This is a genomic window from Streptomyces thermolilacinus SPC6 (assembly GCF_000478605.2).
Taxonomy (GTDB): Bacteria; Actinomycetota; Actinomycetes; order Streptomycetales; family Streptomycetaceae; genus Streptomyces; species Streptomyces thermolilacinus.
Map to the genome: position 1 here is coordinate 1,833,807 of NZ_ASHX02000001.1, position 16,468 is coordinate 1,850,274.

At 73.5% G+C, this 16,468-nt stretch carries 9 protein-coding genes and 1 pseudogene; 5 read left to right on the forward strand and 5 right to left on the reverse strand.

Features of this window, described 5'->3' with window-relative positions; genetic code table 11:
• Positions 1-25: 25 nt before the first annotated feature.
• The gene (glgP, locus tag J116_RS07450; protein ID WP_023586467.1) at positions 26-2,671 is read right to left on the reverse strand and encodes an alpha-glucan family phosphorylase; all 2,646 of its coding nucleotides are present in this window, start codon (positions 2,669-2,671) and stop codon (positions 26-28) included.
• Positions 2,672-3,217: 546 nt separating this feature from the next.
• On the opposite strand from glgP, the gene J116_RS07455 reads away from it, so the two are divergent.
• The 4 genes and pseudogenes from J116_RS07455 to glgB all read left to right on the forward strand — a co-directional run bounded on the left by J116_RS07455 (position 3,218) and on the right by glgB (position 11,390).
• Positions 3,218-5,254 (forward strand): alpha-1,4-glucan--maltose-1-phosphate maltosyltransferase, encoded by a 2,037-nt coding sequence (locus J116_RS07455; protein ID WP_028963793.1) that lies wholly within the window; start codon positions 3,218-3,220, stop codon positions 5,252-5,254.
• Positions 5,251-6,942, forward strand: a pseudogene (treS, locus tag J116_RS07460) (maltose alpha-D-glucosyltransferase); the annotation flags it as partial. The gene J116_RS07455 and the pseudogene treS, both read left to right, overlap by 4 nt.
• 471 nt (positions 6,943-7,413) lie before the next feature.
• Positions 7,414-8,865, forward strand: coding sequence for a maltokinase N-terminal cap-like domain-containing protein (locus J116_RS07465; RefSeq protein WP_023586470.1), 1,452 nt, complete (start codon positions 7,414-7,416; stop codon positions 8,863-8,865).
• Positions 8,866-8,939: 74 nt separating this feature from the next.
• The gene (glgB, locus tag J116_RS07470; RefSeq protein WP_023586471.1) at positions 8,940-11,390 is read left to right on the forward strand and encodes a 1,4-alpha-glucan branching enzyme; all 2,451 of its coding nucleotides are present in this window, start codon (positions 8,940-8,942) and stop codon (positions 11,388-11,390) included.
• Here glgB and J116_RS07475 read toward each other — a convergent pair.
• On the reverse strand, positions 11,374-13,620 hold the full coding sequence (locus J116_RS07475) for a HelD family protein (RefSeq protein ID WP_235617325.1): 2,247 nt from the start codon (positions 13,618-13,620) through the stop codon (positions 11,374-11,376). The genes glgB and J116_RS07475 overlap by 17 nt on opposite strands.
• Before the next feature lie 298 nt (positions 13,621-13,918).
• Here J116_RS07475 and J116_RS07480 point away from each other — a divergent pair, with 298 nt between their 5' ends.
• On the forward strand, positions 13,919-14,233 hold the full coding sequence (locus tag J116_RS07480) for a hypothetical protein (RefSeq protein ID WP_023586473.1): 315 nt from the start codon (positions 13,919-13,921) through the stop codon (positions 14,231-14,233).
• Between the two features lie 40 nt (positions 14,234-14,273).
• Here J116_RS07480 and J116_RS07485 read toward each other — a convergent pair whose 3' ends face one another.
• The 3 genes from J116_RS07485 to J116_RS07495 are packed head-to-tail and all read right to left on the reverse strand — an operon-like array spanning position 14,274 to position 16,274.
• Entirely contained in the window at positions 14,274-14,594 is a 321-nt protein-coding gene (locus J116_RS07485; protein ID WP_023586474.1) for a thioredoxin family protein, read from the reverse strand.
• Complete coding sequence (locus tag J116_RS07490; protein ID WP_023586475.1) at positions 14,591-15,001, reverse strand: MerR family transcriptional regulator; 411 nt, start codon at positions 14,999-15,001, stop codon at positions 14,591-14,593. Before J116_RS07490 ends, J116_RS07485 begins: the two co-directional genes overlap by 4 nt.
• A gap of 46 nt (positions 15,002-15,047) precedes the next feature.
• Positions 15,048-16,274 carry a YncE family protein gene (locus J116_RS07495; RefSeq protein WP_023586476.1) on the reverse strand — a complete coding sequence of 409 codons (1,227 nt, stop codon included), beginning with the start codon at positions 16,272-16,274 and terminating at the stop codon, positions 15,048-15,050.
• Positions 16,275-16,468 lie beyond the last annotated feature (194 nt).

Sequence of the window (16,468 nt, forward strand, 5' to 3'; positions counted from 1 at the left end):
TCGCGTACGGCTCCGGCCGCCCCGCTCAGCGCAGCAGCACGCCCGCGCCGTCCGCCGCCGACTCGGCCGGCAGGGCCACCAGGCCCAGGTCCGCCCCGGCCGCGAGGAGCCGGTGCGCGGGCAGCACCCGGACGGTGTACCCGAAGGGGCCCGTGCGGTCCAGGGTCAGCGGCCCCTCGTACGCCCACCGGCCCTGCTGGTCCGGGCCGCTGCCGCCGCCCGCGGGCTTCAGCGGGAACGTCCGCGCGTCGGCCAGCCCGTCACGGCTGTCCACCCGGCCCGCGACCGCCTGCACCTCCACGTCCTCCGGCGTCAGGTCGCCGAGGGTGACCCGGACCCGCAGGGCGAGCGTCGAGCCCAGTTCGGCGACCTCGCTGGTCTCGTCCACCTCCACGTGGTCGACGGCCACGCCCGGCCAGGCCGCGCGCACCCGGGACTTCCACTCGGCCAGCTCCCGCGCCGCGTCCGGGTCCATGGCGCGGTGCGCCCGCGCGGCCGGGGCGTACAGCCGCTCCACGTACTCCCGCACCATGCGCCCCGCCAGCACCTTCGGCCCCAGCGAGGTGAGGGTGCGGCGGACCATCTCGATCCACCGCTCGGGCAGCCCGTTCGCGCCCCGGTCGTAGAAGCGCGGCGCGACCCGCTGCTCGATCAGCTCGTACAGGGCGGACGCCTCCAGGTCGTCGCGCCGGTCCTCGTCGGTGGTCGGCCCGTCGGCGGTCGGGATGGCCCAGCCGAAGTCCGGGTCGAACCACTCGTCCCACCAGCCGTCCCGTACGGAGAGGTTGAGGCAGCCGTTGAGCGCCGCCTTCATCCCGCTCGTCCCGCAGGCCTCCAGCGGGCGCAGCGGGTTGTTCAGCCACACGTCGCAGCCGGGGTACAGCTTCTTCGCCATCGCCATGCCGTAGTCCGGCAGGAAGACGATGCGGTGCCGGACGCGCGGGTCGTCGGCGAACCGGACCATCTCCCGCACCAGCCGCTTCCCGCCGTCGTCCGCCGGGTGCGCCTTGCCCGCGACGACGATCTGCACGGGCCGCGTCGGGTGGAGCAGCATCTCCCGCAGCCGGTCCCGGTCGCGGAGCATCAGCGTGAGCCGCTTGTAGGAGGGGACGCGGCGGGCGAAGCCGATGGTGAGGACGTCCGGGTCGAGGACCTGGTCGATCCAGCCCAGCTCGGCCGAGCCCGCGCCGCGCTCCCGCCAGGAGGCGCGCAGCCGGGCCCGCACCTCGTGGACGAGCTGTTCGCGCAGCTCGCGGCGGAGCTCCCAGACGGCGGCGTCGTCGATGTCGGCGACGGCGTCCCAGCGCTGCGAGCCGCCGACGCTGAGGGCGTCCTCGGCGCGGTGGGTGCCGACCTGCCGGGCGCCGAGCCTGAGCACCTCGGGCGCCACCCAGGTGGGGGCGTGGACGCCGTTGGTGATGGAGGTGATCGGCACCTCCTCCGGGTCGAAGCCGGGCCACAGACCGGCGAACATCGACCGGCTGACGGCGCCGTGCAGGGTGGAGACGCCGTTGGCGCGCTGGGCGAGGCGCAGCCCCATGACGGCCATGTTGAAGACGTTCGGGTCGCCGCCCTGGTACGTCTCGCGGCCGAGCTGGAGGACGCGGCCGACGTCCACGCCGGGCAGCTCGGCGCCGGGCCCGAAGTGGCGCGCGACGAGGTCCCGGTCGAAGCGGTCGATCCCGGCGGGTACGGGGGTGTGGGTGGTGAACACCGTCCCGGCGCGCACGGCCTCCAGGGCGGCGTCGAAGTCGGTGCCCCGGTCGGTCAGCTCCCGGATGCGCTCCAGGCCGAGGAAGCCCGCGTGGCCCTCGTTGGTGTGGAACACCTCGGGGGCGGGGTGGCCGGTGAGGGCGCAGTACGCCCGTACGGCCCGGACACCTCCTATCCCCAGGAGCATCTCCTGGAGGAGCCGGTGCTCGCTGCCGCCGCCGTACAGCCGGTCGGTGACGTTCCGTTCGCCGGGCCCGTTCTCCTCGACGTCCGAGTCGAGCATGAGGAGCGGGACGCGGCCGACCTGCGCCACCCAGACGTGGGCGTGAAGGGAGCGCCCGCCGGGCAGCGCGAGACCGACCCGGACGGGGCCGCCGTCGGGGCGGCGCAGCAGGGTCAGGGGCATCTCGGCCGGGTCGAGGAGCGGGTAGTGCTCCTGCTGCCAGCCGTCGCGGGAGAGCGACTGGCGGAAGTAGCCGTGCCGGTAGAGCAGGCCGACGCCGATGAGCGGGACGCCGAGGTCGCTGGCGGCCTTGAGGTGGTCTCCGGCGAGGATGCCGAGGCCGCCGGAGTACTGCGGCAGGGCGGCGGTGACGCCGAACTCGGGCGAGAAGTACGCGATGGCGGCGGGCAGCTCGTCGGCGTCGTCGTCGCCGGTGGCCTGGTTCTGGTACCAGCGGCGGCCGCGCAGGTAGTCGTCGAGGTCGTCGGCGGCGGCGGCGAGGCGGCGCAGGAACCTCCGGTCCCTGGCGAGTTCGCCGAGCCGCGCGGCGGAGACGGTGCCGAGGAGCCGTACGGGGTCGCCGTCGGCCGCGCGCCACCCCTCGGGGTCCACGGCCTGGAACAGCTCGCGGGTCTCGGTGTGCCAGGACCAGCGCAGATTGCGGGCGAGGTCGCTGAGGGGTCGCAGGGGGTCGGGCAGGACGGGGCGGACGGTGAATCGACGGATGGCCTTCACGTGTTCCACCTTCGCAGGGGAGATACGTACAGTGGCGGACGCACCACGGTATGCGTCCGCCGTCCGGACCCGACGGTAGTGCCACGGCGCCGCCCCCCGCCATGGCACACGGCGCGCGCGACACGAAGGGCGCACTCGGGGGAGCACGCGTGTTCCGGGCCTGTTCCGGGCGTGTCGCGGCGCGGCGCACACCCCTGCGCCACCCCTGCGGCGACCGGCACACACGGCAGGGCGAACCCCTGTGCCTCCCCCGGGCCTACGGCACATCCGCCACAGGAGCCCCACCCGACACTCCCGGCCTGCCCCGGCCCGGGAATTCAGCCGAACGGGCCCGGCGCACCGCCACCCGGCCGGATGCCGCCGTCCGCCGGACGGCGGGAAACCCCCGGATTGCCCACCCGACGGGTGTGGGAAGGCTCCACCGGTACCCGCCCACCCGAGTGAACCCGGAGAGGAGCGGTGATGCCTGCGTCGCGCCATGCCGCAACGGAGCCGTTACAAAGAGCGATACCCCGTAAGCAACCCTCAGGTGATGCTGTGAACGCGCTGATTGGTCGTATCCCCGTCCTGGACGTCTCCCCCGTCGTCGATTGCGGCAGACGCCCCGCGAAGGCGGTGGCCGGTGAGACCTTCCAGGTGTCGGCCACGGTCTTCCGGGAGGGCCATGACGCGGTGGCCGCCGATGTGGTGCTGACCGACCCGTCGGGGCGGCCCGGGCCGTTCACCCCGATGCGGGAGCTGGCGCCCGGCACGGACCGGTGGGGCGCCGAGGTCACCCCGGTCTGCGAGGGGCTGTGGTCGTACCACGTGGAGGCGTGGAGCGACCCGGTGGCCACCTGGCGCCACGAGGCCGGTATCAAGATCCCGGCCGGTATCGACACGGAGCTGGTCCTCGCCGAGGGCGCCGCCCTGCACGAGCGGGCCGCCGACGGCGTGCCGAAGGACGAGGGCCGCGAGGTCGTCCTGGCGGCGGTGGACGCGCTGCGGGACGTGCGCCGCTCCCCCGCCGACCGGCTGGCCGCCGCGCTGTCCGTGGAGGTGCGGGAGGCGCTGGGCCGCCACCCGCTGCGGGAGCTGGTCACCGCGTCGAAGCCGCTGCCGCTGCTGGTGGAGCGGGAGCGGGCGCTGTACGGGTCGTGGTACGAGATGTTCCCGCGCTCGGAGGGCGCGTACACCGACGAGGACGGCCGGCTCGTGTCGGGGACGTTCCGCACGGCGGCCGAGCGGCTTCCGGCCATCGCCGCGATGGGCTTCGACGTGGTGTACCTGCCGCCGATCCACCCGATCGGCACGACGCACCGCAAGGGCCCGAACAACTCCCTGACGGCCGGGCCCGACGACCCTGGCGTGCCGTGGGCGATCGGCTCGGCGGCGGGCGGCCACGACGCGGTCCATCCGGACCTGGGCACGCTCGCGGACTTCGACGCGTTCGTGGCGCGGGCGCGGGAGCTGCGGATGGAGGTGGCGCTGGACTTCGCGCTCCAGTGCTCCCCCGACCACCCGTGGGTGCGCAGGCGCCCGGCGTGGTTCCGGCACCGGGCGGACGGCTCCATCGCGTACGCGGAGAACCCCCCGAAGAAGTACCAGGACATCTACCCCATCGCGTTCGACGAGGACATGCGCGGCATCATCCGGGAGACCGTGCGGGTGCTGCGGCACTGGATGGCGCACGGGGTGCGGATCTTCCGGGTGGACAACCCGCACACGAAGCCGGTCGTGTTCTGGCAGAAGGTCATCGCCAACATCAACCGCACCGACCCGGACGTGATCTTCCTGGCGGAGGCGTTCACCCGGCCCGCGATGATGCGCACGCTCGGCGCGATCGGCTTCCAGCAGTCGTACACGTACTTCACCTGGCGCAACACCAAGCAGGAGATCACCGAGTACCTGACGGAGCTGTCCACGGAGTCGGCCGCCTCCATGCGGCCCAACCTGTTCGTGAACACGCCCGACATCCTGCCCGCCTACCTCCAGCACGGCGGGCGCCCGGCGTTCGAGGTGCGGGCGGTGCTCGCGGCGACGCTGTCCCCGACGTGGGGGGTGTACGCCGGGTACGAGCTGTGCGAGAACACCCCGGTGCGGGAGGGCGGCGAGGAGTACCTCGACTCGGAGAAGTACCAGCTGCGGCCGCGTGACTGGGCGGCCGCCGAGCGGGAGGGCCGCAGCATCGCCCCGCTCATCACCACGCTCAACCGTCTGCGGCGCCGCCATCCGGCGCTGCGGCGACTTCGGAACCTCCGCTTCCACCACGCCGACAACGACGCGGTCATCGCGTACAGCAAGCGGCAGGGTTCGAACGTGGTTCTGGTGGTCGTGAACCTCGACCCCCACCACACCCAGGAGGCGACGGTTTCGTTGAACATGCCGGATCTCGGCCTGGACTGGCACGAGACCGTACCGGTGCGCGACGAGCTCACCGGTGAGACATATCACTGGGGCAGGACCAACTATGTGCGCCTGGAGCCGGGTGTCAGACCCGCGCACGTGCTGGTGGTGTGCCGGGGATCGGGGGGCTGCCCCTCTGATCAGCACAGTTCCGTCCTGCGACCGTCTCCCCCGATCGGAGGGTCACCCACATCATGACCGTGAACGAGCCCGTCCACGACACGTTCGAGGACACCCCCGCCAAGGACCGGGACCCCGACTGGTTCAAACGGGCCGTGTTCTACGAGGTGCTGGTCCGCTCCTTCCAGGACAGCAACGGCGACGGCATCGGCGACCTGAGGGGTCTCACGGCCAAGCTGGACTATCTGCAGTGGCTGGGGGTGGACTGCCTCTGGCTGCCGCCCTTCTTCAAGTCCCCGCTCCGCGACGGCGGTTACGACGTGTCGGACTACACGTCGGTGCTGCCGGAGTTCGGTGACCTGGCGGACTTCGTCGAGTTCGTGGACGCCGCGCACCAGCGCGGCATGCGGGTGATCATCGACTTCGTCATGAACCACACCAGCGACCAGCACCCGTGGTTCCAGGAGTCCCGCGCCAACCCGGACGGCCCGTACGGCGACTACTACGTCTGGGCCGACGACGACAAGCAGTACCAGGACGCCCGGATCATCTTCGTGGACACCGAGACGTCCAACTGGACCTTCGACCCGGTGCGCAAGCAGTACTACTGGCACCGGTTCTTCTCGCACCAGCCGGACCTCAACTACGAGAACCCCGCCGTGCGGCAGGAGATCCTGTCGGCGCTGCGGTTCTGGCTGGACCTGGGCATCGACGGCTTCCGCCTCGACGCCGTGCCGTACCTCTACCAGGAGGAGGGCACCAACTGCGAGAACCTCCCGGCGACCCACGCCTTCCTGAAGCGGGTCCGCAAGGAGATCGACGCCGCCTACCCGGACACGGTGCTGCTCGCCGAGGCGAACCAGTGGCCTGAGGACGTGGTCGACTACTTCGGCGACTTCGCCGGGGGCGGCGACGAGTGCCACATGGCGTTCCACTTCCCGGTGATGCCGCGGATCTTCATGGCCGTGCGCCGCGAGTCCCGCTACCCGGTCTCCGAAATCCTGGCCAAGACCCCGGCGATCCCGGCGAACTGCCAGTGGGGCATCTTCCTGCGCAACCACGACGAGCTGACCCTGGAGATGGTCACCGACGAGGAGCGCGACTACATGTACGCGGAGTACGCCAAGGACCCGCGGATGCGCGCCAACATCGGCATCCGCCGCCGTCTGGCACCGCTGCTCGACAACGACCGCAACCAGATCGAGCTGTTCACCGCGCTGCTGCTGTCCCTGCCCGGCTCGCCGATCCTGTACTACGGCGACGAGATCGGCATGGGCGACAACATCTGGCTGGGCGACCGGGACGCGGTGCGCACCCCGATGCAGTGGACTCCCGACCGGAACGCGGGCTTCTCCTCCTGCGACCCGGGCCGGCTGTACCTGCCGACCATCATGGACCCGGTCTACGGCTACCAGGTGACGAACGTGGAGGCGTCGATGGCGTCGCCGTCGTCGCTGCTGCACTGGACCCGCCGGATGATCGAGATCCGCAAGCAGAACCCGGCCTTCGGGCTCGGCTCGTACACCGAACTGCCGTCGTCGAACCCGGCCGTCCTCGCCTTCCTCCGCGAGTACGGCGACGACCTGGTGATGTGCGTGCACAACTTCTCGCGCTTCCCGCAGCCGACCGAGCTGGACCTGCGGCAGTTCAACGGGCTCCACCCGGTGGAGCTCATCGGCGGGGTCCGGTTCCCCGCCATCGGCGAGTGGCCCTACCTGCTCACCCTCGCCGGGCACGGCTTCTACTGGTTCCGGCTGCGCAAGGACACGGTGCTCCCCGCGAAGGCCGCGTCGTCCGCCAAGCGCACCGCCCCGACCGCCGCGCACACCCCCGCGGCCGCCTCCGCCCCCGCGGCCGCGCAGACCCCCGCGCGGCCCGCCGCCGGACCCGCGTCCGGCCCTGTCCCCGGAACCCCCGGGCCCGGCTCCGGAACCCCCGGGCCCGGCTCCGGAACCGCCGGGCGCGCGTCGGGAACCGGCTCCGCGACCGCCGACGGACCCTCCGGCGCGGCCGCCGCGGACCTCTGACGGCGCGTTTGGCACCCCCACAGCCCCTACGTCCGGGCGGGGCGTTTCCCTCGCTCCGCCCTGGGCACTGTCCCCCTCATACGTCGATTCGGGTCTATAAGGACCATCCCCGCCCGACACGTCCCGCACAGCCGGACAGCCCATGCCGCATTCCGGGACACTCTGCACGTTCCGTGCATTCTGTAGTACCCGGGGAAAGGACGCGCTGCCATGTCGGAGACCGCATCCACCGCCCGGGCACCCGTCGCCCTGCTGCCGTCACTGGCGCCGCTGCTCCACGAATGGCTGCCGCGCAGACGGTGGTTCGCCGGGAAGGGGAAGCCGGTCACCGGCTTCTCCCTCGTGTCGGCCACCGAACTGCTGCCGCTCAGCGCCGCCGGGCCCGGACTGCTGCACCTGCTCGTCCGCGTCCAGCAGCCCGGCCTCGCCACCACGCCCGCCCCGCCCGGCGACTGCTACCAGCTGCTGCTCGGCGTGTGCGACACGCTCCCGCCCCGGCTCGCCCCCGCCCTGATCGGGCGCGTCACCCAGGGGCCGCTCGTGGGACGCACGGTGTACGAGGCGCTCCAGGACCCGCGGCTCGCCGCGCTGCTCCTGGAGCGGCTGCGGTCGCCCGGCGCGATCGGCCCGCTGAGCTTCCACCGGACGGTGGCGATCCCCGACGGGCTGCCCCCGCGCGTGCTGGACGCCGAGCAGTCGAACACGTCGCTCGTCTACGGCGACGCGTACATCCTGAAGATCTTCCGCCGCATCCATCCAGGTGCCAACCCGGACCTGGAGCTGCCGCTCGCCCTCGCCCGCGCCGGGTGCGCCCGGGTGCCCGCGCCCGTCGCCTGGTACGAGGCGGGGGCGGGCCCGGACGGCGCCACGCTGGGCGTCCTCCAGCCGTTCCTGCGCGGCTCGCAGGACGGCTGGCAGCTCGCGCTCGACGCGCTGGCCGCCGGGCGGGACTTCGTCCCCGAGGCGCACGCGCTGGGCCGGGCCACCGCCGAGGTCCACACGGCCCTGGCGGAGGCGCTGCCCACGGTGCGGCTCGCCCGGCGGCAGGCGCGGGAGCTGGCGGTCGCGATGAGCCGCCGCCTGGACGCCGCCACCCAGGCGGTGCCCGCGCTCATGCCGTACGTCCCCGGGCTGCGCGCCGCGTTCGAGACGGTCGCCGCGCTCGCCGAGAGCGGCAGCACCTGGCGCGCCCAGCGGGTCCACGGCGACCTGCACCTGGGGCAGGCGCTGCGCAGCGCGGACGGTGAGTGGTCGGTGATCGACTTCGAGGGGGAGCCCACGAAGCCGCTCGCCGAGCGCCGCCGCCCGCAGCCGCCGGTGCGGGACGTCGCCGGGATACTGCGCTCCTTCGACTACGCGGCCCACTCGCACCGCCCGTGGCACCCGGAGTGGGCGGAGCGCTGCCGGGACGCGTACTGCTCCGGGTACGCGGAGGCGTCCGGCCGCGACCCGCGCGCCGAGGCGGCGCTGCTGCGGGCGTACGAGACGGACAAGGCGGTGTACGAGGTCGTCTACGAGGCCCGGCACCGCCCCGACTGGCTGCGCGTGCCGATGGCCGCGATCCAGCGCCTGGCCTCGCCGCCGGGCGCCGACCCGCTGCCGCCGGCCGCCGGGCGGGCGCTCACCGGGCGTACCCGCTTCTCCCCCGACCGGCGGTCCTGACCGGGCCTCACCTTCCTCTGTCTCCTCACCCGTACCACCTCACCCCACTCACCCCTCCGAGGAGGAGTCTCCCCGTGACCCCCCGCCGTCCGACCCGCAAGCCGCCCACGACGAGGACCGCGCAGCCGGTCGTCACCACTCTGGAGGCCCCCGAGACGAAGGCCCCCGAGGCGCCGGAAGCCGTGTCCGGAGCGACCGGAGCGCCGAAGGCCGCGGCCGGGGCCCCCGCCGCGAATGCCGAGGCCGCCGACAAGGCCGTGACCAAGGCCGCCGCCAAGGCCCCGGCCGGGGCCGCGTCCGGCGCCGCCCCCGCGAAGCCCGCCGCCAAGCGTCCGCCCCGCCCCCGGGACGGAGCCGCCGACGGGGTACCGGCACATCCGCTCCAGGGCGCCGACCGGGCGCGGCTGCTCGCCGGGGAGCACCACGACCCGCACGGGCTGCTGGGCGTCCACCCGGTGCCGGACGGGGTGGCGTTCCGGGCGCTGCGCCCGCATGCCCTGGCGGTCGCCGTGGTCCTGCCCGACGGGTCGCGGCACGCGCTGCACGACGACGGCGACGGCCTGTTCTCCGGCGTCCTGCCGCTGCCGGGCGTGCCCGACGGGTACCGGCTGCTCGTCTCGTACGAGGAGGCGGAGCTGGAGGTCCACGACCCGTACCGGTTCCTGCCCGCGCTGGGCGAGCTGGACCTGCACCTGATCCGGGAGGGCCGCCACGAGGAGCTGTGGACGGCGCTCGGCGCGCGGGTGATGACCCACCAGGGCGTGTCCGGGACGCGCTTCACCGTGTGGGCGCCGAACGCGCGCGGGGTGCGGCTCGCCGGGGACTGGACGTTCTGGGACGGCACCGGCCTGCCGATGCGGTCGCTGGGCGCGAGCGGCGTGTGGGAGCTGTTCGTGCCCGGCATCGACGAGGGCACGCTGTACAAGTTCGAGGTGGTCGGGCCGGACGGGCACCACTCGCTGCGCGCCGACCCGATGGCGCGGCGCACCCAGTGCCCGCCCGAGACCGCGTCCGTCGTCACGGCCTCGCACCACGAGTGGCGGGACGCCGAGTGGATGGCCCGCCGGGGCGAGCGCCCGGTGCACGAGGCCCCCTTCTCCGTGTACGAGGTGCACCTGCCGTCCTGGCGGCCGGGGCTGTCGTACCGGGAGCTGGCCGATGTGCTCCCGGCGTACGTGAAGGACCTCGGGTTCACGCACGTGGAGCTGATGCCGGTCGCCGAGCACCCGTACAGCCCGTCGTGGGGCTACCAGGTCACCTCGTACTACGCGCCGACGGCCCGGCTCGGCACGCCCGACGACTTCAAGTACCTGGTGGACCGGCTGCACCAGGCGGGCATCGGCGTCCTCGTGGACTGGGTGCCCGCGCACTTCCCGAAGGACGACTGGGCGCTGGCCCGGTTCGACGGGACGCCGCTGTACGAGCACCCGGACCCGCGCCGCGCCGAGCACCCCGACTGGGGGACGCTGGAGTTCGACTACGGCCGCACGGAGGTGCGCAACTTCCTGGTGGCGAACGCCGTCTACTGGTGCCAGGAGTTCCACATCGACGGGCTGCGCGTGGACGCGGTCGCCTCGATGCTGTACCTGGACTACTCCCGCGAGTACGGCGAGTGGGCGCCCAACGAGTACGGCGGCCGGGAGAACTTCGACGCGGTCCGCTTCATGCAGGAGATGAACGCGACCGTGTACCGGCGCTGCCCCGGCGTGGTGACGATCGCGGAGGAGTCCACGGCGTGGGAGGGCGTGACCCGCCCCACCGACCAGGGCGGGCTCGGCTTCGGGCTGAAGTGGAACATGGGCTGGATGCACGACTCGCTCGTGTACGTCTCCAAGGAGCCGGTGCACCGCAAGTACCACCACAACGAGATGACGTTCTCGATGGTGTACGCGTACAGCGAGAACTACGTGCTGCCGATCTCGCACGACGAGGTGGTGCACGGCAAGCAGGCGCTCGTGTCGAAGATGCCGGGCGACTGGTGGCAGCGGCGCGCCAACCACCGGGCGTACCTGGGCTTCATGTGGGCCCATCCGGGCAAGCAACTGCTGTTCATGGGCCAGGAGTTCGCGCAGGGCGCCGAGTGGTCGGAGGCGCACGGGCCCGAGTGGTGGCTGCTGGCCGACGACTACCACTCGGCGGGCGACCACCGGGGCGTGCGGGACCTGGTGCGCGACCTGAACGCCGTGTACGCGGCGACGCCCGCGCTGTGGGAGCGGGACACGGTCCCGGAGGGCTTCCAGTGGGCGCTGGGCGACGCCGCCGACGACAACGTGTTCGCGTTCCTGCGGTACGACGCGCAGGGGTCCCCGCTGCTGGCGGTGAGCAACTTCTCGCCCGTGGTCCGGCACGACTACCGGCTGTGGGCCCCGGAGTCCGTCCCGGCCTGGTCGGAGGTCCTCAACACGGACGCCGCCCGGTACGGCGGCAGTGGCGTGCGGAACGAGGGCCCGCTGAAGCGCGAGCCCGACGGCGTCCGCATGACGCTGCCGCCGCTGGCGACGGTCTGGTTCAGGCCGGCCGGCTGAGCCTTACGGTGCCCAGCCGCTGGGTCGCGCGGGTCAGCGCCACGTACAGGTCGTTGACGCCGTGCGGCCCGGCGGCGCGGATGCCGTCGGGGTCGGCGACGATCACCGTGTCGAACTCCAGGCCCTTCGCCTCCCGCGGGTCGAGGAGGACGACGGGCCGGGTCAGGTCCGGGTTGGGGCCGCGGCCCGCTCCGGGGAGCGCGGCGGCGAGGGCGGGCAGGTGGGCGGCGGGAGCGATCACGGCGAGCCGCCCCTCGTCGCGGGTCTCGCGGGCGACGGCCTGCGCGACGGCGCCCGGCAGGTCGTCCGTGACGGTCTCCCAGGGCGGTACGCCGGTGGAGCGCACCGAGCGGGGCGGCCGGAAGTCCGGATCCTCGGCGCGTCGCAGCCGGGCCGCTACCTCCATGATCTCGGCGGGGGTGCGGTAGTTGACGCCGAGCGTGACGTGCTCGTAGCGGTCCCCGACGTACGGGGCGAGGATCTCCCGCCAGGAGCCGCAGCCCGCCGCGTCGCCGGTCTGCGCGGGGTCCCCGACGAGCGTCATGGACCGGGTGGGGATGCGGCGCATCAGCAGCCGCCACGCCATCGCGGACAGCTCCTGCGCCTCGTCCACGATGATGTGCCCGAACGCCCAGGTGCGGTCGGCCGCGGCGCGCTCGGCGGCCGTGCGGTGGTCGTCCTCCTCGTGCCGCTCGGCGAACCGCTCGGCGTCGATGACGTCGTGCGCGGCGAGCACTTCGGACTCCTCGTCCTCGAACTCGTACGTCCGCGAGGCGTAGGACACGTCGAGGACGCCCTGCGCGTAGGCGACGCGGCGGGCGCGCTCGCGGGCGGCGGCGGCGCGGGCGGCCGAGTCGTCCTCGCCGAGCAGCTCCGCCGCCTCGTCGAGGAGCGGCACGTCGGCGGGGGTCCAGGGGGCGCCGGGGTCGCGGCGTACGAACTCGGCCTCGCCGTCCGGGAGATAGCCGTACGGGTCCTCCAGGAACCCTTCGACCAGGCGCTGCGGGGTGAGCACGGGCCACAGCTCGTCGATGGCGGCGTGCACCTCGTCGCTGGCCGCGACCTCCTTGCCGATCTGGGCGATGTCGGAGGCGTCGAGGAGGTTCGGGCCGCCGTACGGGTCGGCGCCGAGCCGGTCCGCGAGCTGGGCGGTGAGCGCGTCGACGACCCGGGTGGCGAAGCGGGGGCGGGCCAGGTTGTGCGGGAGGCCGGTGGAGCGGGCGTCCCAGCGGGCGTCCTCGGCCGTGTCCCGGTCCAGGAGCAGCGTGCCGTAGTCCTCGTGGTCGATCTCCAGGGGCTCACCGGTGGGCGGCACGGTCTGCTGGTCCCGGACGCAGGCGGCCAGCACGTCGGCCATGGCGGCGCGCCCCTTGATCTCGGCGGCCTCAGGCGTGTCGGTCCCGGTGGCGTGGACGCCGGGGAACAGCTCGCCGACGGTGGCGAGCAGCACGCCCGTCTCGCCGAGGCTGGGCAGGACCTCCCCGATGTACCGCAGGAAGGCGGCGTTGGGTCCCACGACGAGCACCGCGCGGCGGGCCAGCAACTCCCGCTGCGCGTACAGCAGATAGGCGGCGCGGTGCAGGGCGACGGCGGTCTTGCCCGTGCCGGGGCCGCCCTCCACGACGAGGACGCCGTGGTGCGGGGCGCGGATGACGCGGTCCTGCTCGGCCTGGACGGTCCGCACGATGTCCGTCATCCGGCCGGTGCGGGCGGCGTCGAGCGCGGCGAGCAGCACGTCGTCGGCGTTGTGGCCCTCGTGGCCGCTGCGCGTCGGGTCGCCCAGGTCGAGGATCTCGTCGTGCAGGGCGGTGACCTCGCGGCCCTCGGTGGTGAGGTGGCGGCGCCGGCTGAGACCCATGGGGGTGTGGCCGGTCGCCAGGTAGAACGGGCGGGCCACCTCGGCGCGCCAGTCGATGACGAGCGGGGTGCGCTCGGCGTCGTCCTCGCGGATGCCGATGCGCCCGATGTGGTGGTCGCGCCCGTCCCGGAACACGAGCCGCCCGAAGCACAGGCCCTGGTCACCGGCGTTGTACGCGGCGAGCAGCCCCGACTGCTCGGCGACGACGATGTCCCGCTCGATCCGCGCCTGCCGCCCGTTCCCGGCGTTCTTCAGCGCGTCGCGCACGGCGGCCTCGGCCCGTTCCCGCAGGAGGTCGAGCCGGTCGTAGAGCCCGCTGACGAACCGCTGCTCGTCCCGCAGCGCCTCGGTCTCCCCGATTGACAATTCCACTCCCGACGCGATAACGTGTGCCTGTTGATTCCGTACGCGGCTTTGCTATGCCCTCGCACGGAATCATCCACTATACGCGCGTCCCGTCCCCGCCCGCCAACACCGGCGCGGGGCTTTTTTGTGCCCCCATGTCGCGGCCCCGCGCCTTGCGCCCCGTTCCGCGCCCCGCGACTCGGCTCCCCGCTGGTGGCGTGCCGGGCGCGTGCGGCCGCCCGGGAGGCGGGCCGTGGACGCGGGGCGTGGGAGGTGCCATGATCGCGCGGGTGTCCGGTTCAGGGCCGGGCCGGAGGGAGGCGGCATGAGGGTCTACCTCGGCATGGCGGTCGTCGCGCTGGCATTGCTGATCGCCGCGTCGGGTGTCGCGGCGATCACACGTGGCTGGGTGCTTCCCGTGAACCGGGGGACTGTCCGCCGCCCGCGCCTCTACGGCTGGGCGCAGTTGGCCGTCGCCGCCGCCCTGTGCTGTCAGGTGGTCTTCGGGCTGCTGGCGGACGACCTCGTGATCCGGCGGTGGGGGACCATGGCCGGCAGCGCGCTCATGGTGGCCGGCGTCGTCCTGATCGCGGTGAACCAGCGCACGGCCGGCCGCAGGCAGGGCACCGGCGCGCCCTGAGCCCTGGCGGTCCCCGGCGCGGGCGCGCGGCGCGGGGCCCTCAGGTGCGGGGCGTGAGGGACAGGGCCGTGAGGAGGCGGCGCTCGGGGAGGGCTCCGACCACCGAGCGGACCGGCTCGCCGCCTTCGAACAGGAACGTCGTCGGGGTGGACAGCACGGCGTAGCGGGACACCGTCTCCGGGTTCGTGTCCACGTCCACCGTGACCACGTCCAGCTCGTCCGCGTGCTCCTCGGCGACGCGTTCCAGGACGGGGCCGAGCATGCGGCAGGGGACGCACCAGGTGGCGGTGAACTCGACCAGGACGGGGCGGTCGGCGGACAGGACCTCGGTGGCGAAGTCGGCGTCGGTGACGGTCCTCATGGGGTGGGCCCTCCGAATTGGCAGCGGGGTTCGGGTGCTTCGTACGCGGTGGCGGCGGTTGCCTCGGCGGCCTCCAGATGCGCGGCGACCTGCGCGCGGACGGTGCCCAACTGGTCGATCAGCGCGTCCAGTCCGGTCAGCTTCCGGCGGTACACGGCCAGCGAGGCCGGGCAGGCGTCGCCGGACGGGTGACCGGCGCGCAGGCACTCGACGAACGGCCGGGTCTCCTCCAAACCGAAGCCGAAGTCCTGGAGGACCCGGATCTGCCGCAGCAGCCGCAGGTCGTCCTCGCCGTACGTCCGGTGGCCGTTGTCGCCGCGGCGCGCCGGGAGCAGCCCGCGCGACTCGTAGTAGCGCAGGGTGCGGGTGGTGACCCCGGCGCGCCGGGCCAGTTCGCCGATTCGCATGCCTGTGAACGTACGGGTTGACGTCGGCGTCAAGGCAAGCGTCGCGTCACTCCTGCGGCGTGAGGCCCGCCAGCGCCTCGGGGGCCACGCGGCCCGTCCGCTCCCGCTGCGGGAAGTCCCCGACCTTGATCCGCGCGACCTCCTCGGCCGTCGCGTAGTCGACGACCGACACCTCGTCCCGGTTGGACAGCGTCACCCAGCAGGTGCCGCCGTCGGGGCCGGTCACCGACCAGTACGGCAGCGACCCCTGCGGGTAGTGGACGAAGCCGTCCGTGGCGAGGGCCGGGCGGGAGACGACGGCCGTGTAGTCGTCGATGGTCCCGGCCATGCAGAGCTTGTCGCGCGCCGCGTTCATGGCCATGCCGTGGTGCGCGGAGTTCTGCGGGTAGTCGTCCGGCTTCAGCGCCGCGCCCGCCGGGCTGAACGGCATCTCGACGGTGCGGACCGTGCGGCCGGCTTCGAGGTCGTACTCGATGAAACCGTTCAGGTAGGAGAGCTGCGCGTACATCGTCCGGCCGTCCGGGGTGATCACGGCCGGGCGGACGCCCCTGTCGAAGGTGTGGGTGCGGACCACCTTCAGGGTCCTGGCGTCCACGACGGTGACCTGCTTGCTGCCCTTGAGGAAGTTCAGGGCCTTGGGCAGGGACGTCACGCCGATGGACATGTTGTAGATGAGGGACCCGTCGGCGGAGTAGATGTTCTCGTGCGGGTACGTGCCGGTGGGGAACTCGCCGGTGATGCGGCCGGTCGCCGTGTCGATCGTCTGCGCCTTGGCGGCGGTGATGGCGGACACGACGAAGGTGCGGCCGTCGGCGGAGAGCGCCGCGTGGTCGGCCTTCAGCCCGGCCAGGTGCGTCCGCCACAGCTGGCGGCCGGTCGCCACGTCGTACGCGGCGGTGTCGCCCAGGTTGCCGCGCGAGACGTACAGGGTGCGGCCGTCCGGCGACAGATGGGCGTCGTCCACGAACTTGTCGCCGCCCGCCTGCTGCCTGACCACCTCGTACGCGGCGCGGCGCAGCGGGTCCATGCCGCGCAGGACCTCCTCCAGGTCGGGGACGACGTCCAGGGTGCCGAGGTTCCGGTACGTACGGGCGTCGAGGAAGCTCACCGTGCCGTCGGCGCTGTTGCCGACCAGGACCACGTCCCGGAGGGCCTCGGAGGCGGGCGCTTCCGGGGCGGCGGGCGCGGCGGCCGTCGCCGACGGGAGGGCGGCGGTGACGGAGAGGGCCAGGGCGAGGGCGAGCGCGGCGGTCGTGCGGGCCAGACGTGACATGGGGGGTCCATCCCTTCACACCGGTGCGGGTGGCGGTCGTCGTCGGGGCGTGCGGACGGTGCGCGTACGGGTGTCACGGCCGTACGGGCGCCATGAACCGTACGGGTTGGGTGTCATGCGCGCGCCATGTTACCGGCGGTACGACCGGACGGACCCCTACGTGTACGGGCGCGGGGCCGGCCCTGCTCCGGCTC

Coding starts and splice junctions, on each gene's coding strand:
- J116_RS07495 (WP_023586476.1), bottom strand. CDS start 16,274: ATGTCACGTCTGGCCCGCACGACCGCCGCGCTCGCCCTCGCCCTGGCC.
- J116_RS07465 (WP_023586470.1), top strand. CDS start 7,414: ATGTCGGAGACCGCATCCACCGCCCGGGCACCCGTCGCCCTGCTGCCG.
- J116_RS07490 (WP_023586475.1), bottom strand. CDS start 15,001: ATGCGAATCGGCGAACTGGCCCGGCGCGCCGGGGTCACCACCCGCACC.
- J116_RS07485 (WP_023586474.1), bottom strand. CDS start 14,594: ATGAGGACCGTCACCGACGCCGACTTCGCCACCGAGGTCCTGTCCGCC.
- J116_RS07480 (WP_023586473.1), top strand. CDS start 13,919: ATGAGGGTCTACCTCGGCATGGCGGTCGTCGCGCTGGCATTGCTGATC.